Genomic DNA, 6995 nt, shown 5'->3' with positions numbered 1-6995 from the left:
AGACAGTTCATGAATTATAAGACTATTATGGACAGGATCCGTTCAAGCACTGTTGGATTTGTATCTGATAATTTCCGTTTTCGTGACAAGGATGATCCTGAGAAGTTCATATGGAAGACCTTCCTTATGGTAGATGCATCTACATCAAATGAAAGCCGTGTATATGCATGCATAAGACCAAGTGGTTCTACTGCCCGTATGAACAGTTATCAGTCCTATCTTGAGTCTAAAGATGATCCGGCTGTTAACTTATGATGAAAAAGAGAAAGTACTAATTTTGAAAAGATGCATTTAAGTTGCTATACTGTATAGAGATTTTTAATACCCCATTACCGACGGTAATGGGGCCTTAGTTGTGGGAGAATTTAAGATGGATAACAGACAGCAGGTTGATAAAAGAGTAAGTATTATAGTTCCTGTTCATAACGCAAGCGACTATATTGCAGATACCATAAGAATGGTGGAAGAACAGACCTACACCAATTGGGAACTTATACTTGTTGATGATGCGTCAACAGATAACAGCATTGAGACGATAACAGGTGCTATAGAAAGCAGTTCTTTAAGTCAGGAGCATTTTGTGCTTGTTCTTAAGGATAAGAATGAAAAGGCTGCTGCTGCGAGAAATACAGGACTTGATAATGCTACGGGAAGATACATAGCCTTTCTTGATGCAGATGATGTATGGCTTCCTCAAAAGCTTGAAAAAGAGCTTGAGTTTATGGAAAAAGAAGGCGCTTCTTTTGTCTTTATGTCTTATGAATTTGGTGATGAAAATGCAAATCCTACAGGAAAAATAGTGCATGTACCTGACAAGCTTGATTATAAGCACGCTCTTTCAAGGACTGTCATATTTACTTCCACGACCTTATTTGATACAAGATACCTTGATAAGAAACTGTTATATATGCCTCAGATAGAGAGCGAAGATACTGCAACCTGGTGGAATATATTAAAAACAGGTGTTATAGCAAGAGGCCTTGACATGCCACTTATAATATACAGAAGGCCTGCGCATTCATTATCATCCAATAAGCTTGTGGCAATAAAACGTATATGGGGACTTTACAGAAAGATAGCTCATCTTAATGTCTTCTCGTCTTTTATTCATCTTATTGGATGGGCATATAGGGCAACTGTAAGAAGGATGTAGTGTTATGGGAGTATTCGATCATATTATAGATTTATTTAATAAAAATAATAGAAAAGAGAGTAACGAAGAAGTGATAATAATTGCAGGTTTAGGTAATCCGGAGAAGAAGTATATTGGAACAAGACATAATGTTGGTTTTGCTACTATAGATGCACTTTGCGATAAGTATGGGATTGAACTTACAGAGACCAAGTTCAATGCTGCGTATGGTAAAGGAATGATAGGAGGCAATAAGGTTATTCTTATGAAGCCTCTTACCTATATGAACAGAAGCGGAGAAGCAATAGGGCCTATGTGCCATTTTTATAAAGTTGAACCTGAAAATGACCTTATAGTAATATCAGATGATATTGATCAGGATGTAGGTAATATAAGGGTTCGTCCTAAGGGAAGTGCAGGAGGTCACAACGGCCTTAAATCCATAATCGCACATTGTCAGACAGATGGTTTTACCAGAATAAGAGTAGGAGTTGGCCGTAAGCCAGAGGGCATGGATCTTGCTGATCATGTCCTAAGTCACTTTAAAGGCGATGAAGAGGTTAATCTTAAAAACGCGATAGATAACGCAGTAGCAGCAGTACCGGTGATCCTGGATGAGGGAACTGATATAGCTATGACTAGATTTAACCGTAAGGTGGTCTGATATAAGATTTGCCTGGAATAAAGATTTTTAATAATACAGACTCTTGTAATAAAGAATCTGTAGAGTCGTTTACTATTATAGAAAGAGGAGTTATATGCGTGCAATAGAGGCGCCCCTGCAGGAACTTCCTGCATATGCAGAACTTGATAAATATCTTGATAATCCTTTTGCCTGCGCAGAAGTCATAGGATGTCTTGATTCAGAAAAGCTCCATATGATAAACGGGCTTGGAAGTCAGGTTCGTTATCGCATAATCGTGACAGATTCTGACATAAGAGCCAAAGAGATATTTGAAGATTATAAATTCTATGACCGTAATGTAACGGTCTATCCGGCTAAGGATCTTATATTCTATCAGGCAGATATTCATTCCAATGATCTTACACGTCAGCGTATAAGGACTATGCGCCGACTTATAGAAGGCCGTCCTGTTACGGTGGTTACGACCTTTGCTGCCCTTATGAGCCCGCAGATTCCTGCTGAAGTTATAAGGAGTAATATCCTTTATCTTGATAAAAGAAAACCAGTTGATGAGCAGGATATAGCCAGAAAGCTAGTAAACATGGGCTATGAGAAGGTATATCAGGTAGAAGGCCCCGGTCAGTTCTCCGTTAGAGGCGATATCATCGATGTATTCGACCTTACAGAAGAAAACCCATACAGAATAGAGCTTTTCGGAGATGATATTGAATCTATGAGATCTTTTGACATAATGTCCCAAAGGTCCCTTGAAAAGCTTGAATCAATTGAGATATATCCGGCTTCTGAACTGATACTTACAAGGCAGAGGCTTGAAGACGGTTTTGATAAAATAACAGCTGAATTTGAAACAAGATATGATCAGCTTAGGAAAGACTTTAAGACTGAAGAATCTGCAAGGCTCAAAAACTATATTGAAGAGAAAAAAGAAGAAGCACTTGAGTATGGAAATATGTCAGGACTTGAGAGCTTCCTTAGATATTTCGTAGATGAGCCTTCAACATTTCTTGAACTTTTTAACAGCGGAAGTACCATGATCTTTATAGATGAGCCATCTCATGTTCAGTCACAGGCCAAGGCCATAGGAGATGAGTTCAGGGAAAGCATGATAAACAGAGCTGAGCAGGGATATATACTTCCAGGGCAGATGGATCTTCTTTTTTCAGAAGAAGAGGTCATTGCAAGGATGGGTAATGTCAGAAGAGTCCTTCTAGAAGCTATCCCGCTTCCTGCATCCCAGAATCATTATGAACCAGGAAAAAGCTTCGAGATTCATACCCAGACTATAGCTCCCTATAATAACAGCTTCGATCTTCTTGTCAAGGATTTAAAGAGCTATAAAAAAAGAGGCTACAGAGTCCTTATCCTATCAGGCTCAAGAACAAGAGCTAAGAGAATAGTAGAAGACTTAAGAGATAATGAGGTTACAGCTTCTTATAGCGAAGATCCCGGGCGCGTACTGCAGCCTGGAGAGATCATGACTTATTATGGCCGCATATTAAAGGGATTTGAATATCCTGATATTAAGTTTGCTGTTATATCAGAAAGTGATATCTTCACAGAGCACAAGAAGAAAAAGAGAAAGAAAAAGAAGGGAATGTCAGGAGAGACTATATCCTCAATGGCAGACCTTCATCCCGGCGATTATGTAGTACATGAAAGCCATGGTCTTGGTATCTACAGAGGTATCGAGAAGATAGAGACTGATCACGTAGTCAAGGATTATATCAAGGTCGAGTATGCTGGCGGTGGCAATCTGTATGTGCTGGCTACAGGTCTTGATGTACTTCAAAAGTATGCCTCATCCTCAGAAGATACTACGCATAAACCAAAGCTCAATAAGCTTGGAAGCCCTGAGTGGAACAGAACTAAGGCCAAAGTTAGAAGTGCTGTTGATGAAGTGGCTCAGGACCTTGTAGAACTCTATGCCAAGAGACAGCAGACCAAAGGCTTTGAGTTTGGTCCTGATACTGTATGGCAGCAGGAATTCGAAGATGCTTTCCCTTATCAGGAGACTGAGGATCAGGAAGCTGCAATAGAAGCGGTCAAGGCAGATATGAGATCTCCTCGTATCATGGAGAGACTTATCTGCGGTGACGTAGGATTTGGTAAGACAGAGATTGCTATAAGAGCGGCATTTAAGGCAGTTCAGGACAGTAAGCAGGTAGCAGTACTCGTGCCTACGACTATCCTTGCTCAGCAGCATTATAATACTTTTTCTGAGAGAATGAAGGACTTCCCTGTAAGAGTGGACATGATGTCCAGATTCAGGACAGCCCGTGAACAGAAGAAGACCGTAGAAGATCTTCGTAAAGGCCTTGTAGATATCGTCATAGGAACACACAGACTTCTTTCCAAAGATGTCCAGTACAAAGACCTTGGGCTTCTAATTGTAGATGAGGAGCAGAGATTTGGCGTAACTCATAAAGAGAAGATCAAGAAGATCAAAGAAAGTGTAGACGTACTGACCCTGTCAGCTACGCCTATTCCACGTACTCTGCACATGAGCCTTGTGGGTATCAGGGATATGAGCATCCTTGAAGAAGCTCCCAATGACCGTCAGCCTATCCAGACCTTCGTATGTGAATACAACGAAGAGATGGTAAGAGAAGCTATAGTAAGAGAACTGTCAAGACAAGGGCAGGTTTACTATGTTTATAACAGAGTTAATGATATAGCAGATGTAGCTGCAAGGATACAGAAGCTGGTACCGGAAGCAAGCGTGGCCTTTGCCCACGGACAGATGTCTGAGCAGGAGCTTGAGAAGATCATGTACGATTTCATAGACGGAGATATAGATGTACTGGTATCTACGACTATCATAGAAACAGGCCTGGATATCTCAAATGTTAATACCATGATCATCTCTGATGCTGACAAGATGGGTCTGTCCCAGCTCTATCAGTTAAGAGGCCGTGTAGGAAGATCCAGCAGGAATGCCTATGCCTTCCTTATGTACAAAAAGAACAAGATGCTCAAGGAAGTTGCAGAAAAAAGACTCTCTGCCATAAGAGAATTCACAGACCTTGGTTCAGGCTTTAAGATCGCTATGAGGGATCTTGAGATAAGAGGAGCAGGGTCCCTTCTTGGAAGGAAGCAGTCAGGACATATGATGGCAGTAGGCTATGATATGTACTGTAAGATGCTCAATGAAGCCGTTCGTAAGAAGAAGGGTCTTGAGTCTGCATATCCTGAAGACTTTGATACATCTATAGACCTTGACATAGATGCTTATATTCCTACTAAGTATATCCTCAATGAAGAGCAGAAACTTGAGATATATAAGAGGATCGCTAGTATCGAAAACCTTGGCGAAGCTGATGATATGAGAGATGAGCTTAGGGACAGATTCGGAGAAGTTCCTGACAGCGTAGATAATCTTCTTAGAGTTGCTCTTATGAGAGTCAAGGCTCATAGTCTTTATATGCGCGAAGTTAAAGGCGGAAGTGGTGAGATAACCTTTGAGATACTTAGAGAAGCTAAGATAAAGAGCGAGAATATACCGCTTCTATTAAAACACTACAAAGGGAAGCTATCATTTAAGTCTAAAGGTAAGGTTATGTTCATCTATACATATAAAAAAGATGAAAACCAGAAAAAAGCAGAGCAAAATCTGCTATGCGATACAGAAAAGCTCCTGACGGATATGGAGCAGGCGCTTCTTAAGGTATAAAAGTTTGGTGAAATTAATATGTTTAGGGCACGTGTCAGTATTTGACACGTGCCCTATTATATATATAAATAGTATGAGATTAGAGAAAATTTATGCCATAGCTACAGATCTGAGCATCAGAGCCTGCTTCTGTATATAAGAAAGCGGGATTTCTCCCGTTTCAAGACTGTCAAGGTCAGCATCAAGTTTTTTAAGTCTATTTTTTGATTCTGCAAGATCAAATGATTCTATTGAAAGACCTGCCATAGCAAACATTAAAGTAAGTATAAAGACATTTCTTATCTTTTTATCTCTGATAAATACAATATCAAAAGGTACCGGAGACTGATCGTTACTTATCGTGTAAGTATATTCATTGCTTATTTCGTCAAGCTCTATCTCGGATTCCAGTATCATATACTGATCGTATCCTGTGAAAAGAATCTTAGAATAAGTCTGAGCATCCTGCTCACCCAAAAAAGCTATCAAATCCCTTTGGCCATCCAGTGAAATTTTGTAAATAGTTAAAGTATTGCCCATTATAAACCTCCAAATCTAAAAATAAAAACCGGCATACAAACTGCGATAAATAACCCAAAAGCGGATACAGGATGTATTTGATACATGCTCAGAACTACGAGGATGTAATTCTGATAACGTGACTTTAAAATATAAATCGGCATTTGGTTATGAAAAGTTTATTGTTTTTTGAGAGGATGTAAGCAATAATTAAATAGCAATTACTGCTTTTGAAATATAAAATTATAAAAGCAGAGTCGATCACGTGGGAGGATATCAAAAATGAGTTATTCAGAACTTCAAAATGGTAGTGATATTCGTGGCATTGCCATGGACAATGAAACTGGCGCCTCTGTAAATCTTACAGATAAGGCAGCAAAAGATCTTGCCGGAGCATTTGCTTCCTGGCTTTCTGCAAGAAATAAAAATAAAAAAGTAAAAATTGCTCTTGGAAGAGATTCAAGACTTACTGGTGAGAAACTCTTAAAGGCAGCAGCAGCAGGAATCATCGCACAAGGTCACGAGGTATGTGATTTTGGTATTGCTTCTACACCTGCCATGTTCATGTCAACGGTTCTTGCTTCCGATGAAGATGATGCAGCTACTTTTGATGGAAGCATCATGATAACTGCAAGTCACCTTCCTTATTACAGGAACGGACTTAAGTTCTTCACTAAAGAAGGAGGACTTGAAAAGGGCGATATCAAGGAGCTTACAGAGCTTGCTGATAAGATCCTTGCAGAAGATCCTGAAGAGTCTGTAGATACAAGTAGTGCAGATATTAAGAGCATAAACTTTATGGATACATACGCATCCTATCTTCAGAAGAAGATCAGAGACGGCGTAGGTAAGGGCGATAAGCCTCTTGAAGGACTTCATATCATAGTAGATGCAGGTAACGGCGCAGGCGGATTCTATGCAACTAAAGTTTTAGAGCCCCTTGGAGCAGATACATCGGGAAGTCAGTTCCTTACACCTGACGGAAGATTCCCTAACCACATTCCAAATCCTGAAAATAAAGAGGCTGCAGCTTCTATTAAGAAGGCAAC

The 6995-nt window shown here is 39.9% G+C and carries 5 protein-coding genes and 1 pseudogene; 5 read left to right on the top strand and 1 reads right to left on the bottom strand.

From position 1 onward, the window contains the following. From K6G87_RS01945 to mfd, 4 genes are all read left to right on the top strand, one after another. On the top strand, positions 1-255 hold a 255-nt coding region (locus K6G87_RS01945), incomplete at its 5' end, for a hypothetical protein (protein ID WP_296833134.1). Between the two features lie 115 nt (positions 256-370). After that, entirely contained in the window at positions 371-1153 is a 783-nt protein-coding gene (locus K6G87_RS01940; protein WP_296833133.1) for a glycosyltransferase family 2 protein, read from the top strand. A 70-nt stretch (positions 1154-1223) separates the two neighbouring features. Further along, positions 1224-1796, top strand: a complete 573-nt coding sequence (gene pth / locus K6G87_RS01935) for an aminoacyl-tRNA hydrolase (protein ID WP_296833136.1) — start codon at positions 1224-1226, stop codon at positions 1794-1796. 94 nt (positions 1797-1890) lie between these two features. Continuing rightward, entirely contained in the window at positions 1891-5448 is a 3558-nt protein-coding gene (gene mfd / locus K6G87_RS01930) for a transcription-repair coupling factor (RefSeq protein ID WP_296833131.1), read from the top strand. A 90-nt stretch (positions 5449-5538) separates the two neighbouring features. On the opposite strand, the gene K6G87_RS01925 is transcribed toward mfd, so the two are convergent. After that, on the bottom strand, positions 5539-5967 hold the full coding sequence (locus K6G87_RS01925) for a hypothetical protein (protein ID WP_296833129.1): 429 nt from the start codon (positions 5965-5967) through the stop codon (positions 5539-5541). 261 nt (positions 5968-6228) lie between these two features. On the opposite strand from K6G87_RS01925, the pseudogene K6G87_RS01920 reads away from it, so the two are divergent. Then, a pseudogene (locus K6G87_RS01920) lies at positions 6229-6995 on the top strand (phosphomannomutase/phosphoglucomutase); the annotation flags it as partial.

The organism is Butyrivibrio sp. (genome assembly GCF_024699075.1).
The sequence above is the reverse complement of the archived record's forward strand: the minus strand, read 5'-3'. Positions and strand labels throughout refer to the sequence as shown.

Coding starts and splice junctions, on each gene's coding strand:
- K6G87_RS01940 (WP_296833133.1), top strand. CDS start 371: ATGGATAACAGACAGCAGGTTGATAAAAGAGTAAGTATTATAGTTCCT.
- mfd (WP_296833131.1), top strand. CDS start 1,891: ATGCGTGCAATAGAGGCGCCCCTGCAGGAACTTCCTGCATATGCAGAA.
- K6G87_RS01925 (WP_296833129.1), bottom strand. CDS start 5,967: ATGGGCAATACTTTAACTATTTACAAAATTTCACTGGATGGCCAAAGG.